This window comes from Mesorhizobium sp. M7A.F.Ca.CA.004.12.1.1 (assembly GCF_003997835.1).
Taxonomy (GTDB): Bacteria; Pseudomonadota; Alphaproteobacteria; order Rhizobiales; family Rhizobiaceae; genus Mesorhizobium.
Window position 1 is genome coordinate 1 of the sequence record NZ_RZRK01001446.1, and the last position, 598, is coordinate 598.

Annotated in this window: 1 protein-coding gene; it reads right to left on the minus strand. The window is 59.2% G+C overall.

Features of this window, described 5'->3' with window-relative positions; all coding sequences use genetic code 11:
• Window positions 1-598, minus strand: a 598-nt coding sequence (locus EN984_RS36955) for a DUF4424 family protein (protein WP_127384470.1), incomplete at both ends; no start/stop codon positions are given.

A 598-nucleotide genomic window follows, 5' to 3' on the forward strand; every position in this document is an offset into this window, starting at 1 on the left:
TGGATCGAGGATCAGGATGTCGATGTCGGGCTCGGGGTAGAAATCATCCGCCGTCATCTCGAATGTCGTCGGTCCGGTCTTTTTGACATTGTCGCCGCAGAACGAGACCAGGGCTTTCGGATTGCCCTTGTCGATCGTCAGCTTGAACTTGCCGATCGTGCCGGTGGCCCAGTTGCCGCCGGTGGTCAGGATATAGGCGATGCGGTTCTCGACATATTTGGGGTAGCCGTCAGGGTCGTCCTTGGCAGCCTTGCGCACCGCATTTTCGAATGTGCCATCCATGCAATAGCGGGCCTTGTAGGCCGCATACTGTCCCTGGAATTTGCCGTCGTAGAAGAAGCTGACTGAAGACGTGCCGCCGACGCTCGGTCTGTAGTGGTGGGAAACATGGACGTCCTTGTTGGCCGGAAAGGTCGAGCGCCACCAGTAGGTCGAACGCAGTTGCCAGAACGGCGTGTAGACCTTGGTCGTCTCGGTGCCGTCGCTGCCGGTGTCCTCGATGATGATGCCGCGGTTGACCCAGTCATCGACAACCGCTTGCGGCAGCTTGGCCAGCGCCGCCTTCGCCGCATCGCCGAATGGATAGAATGGCACGTTT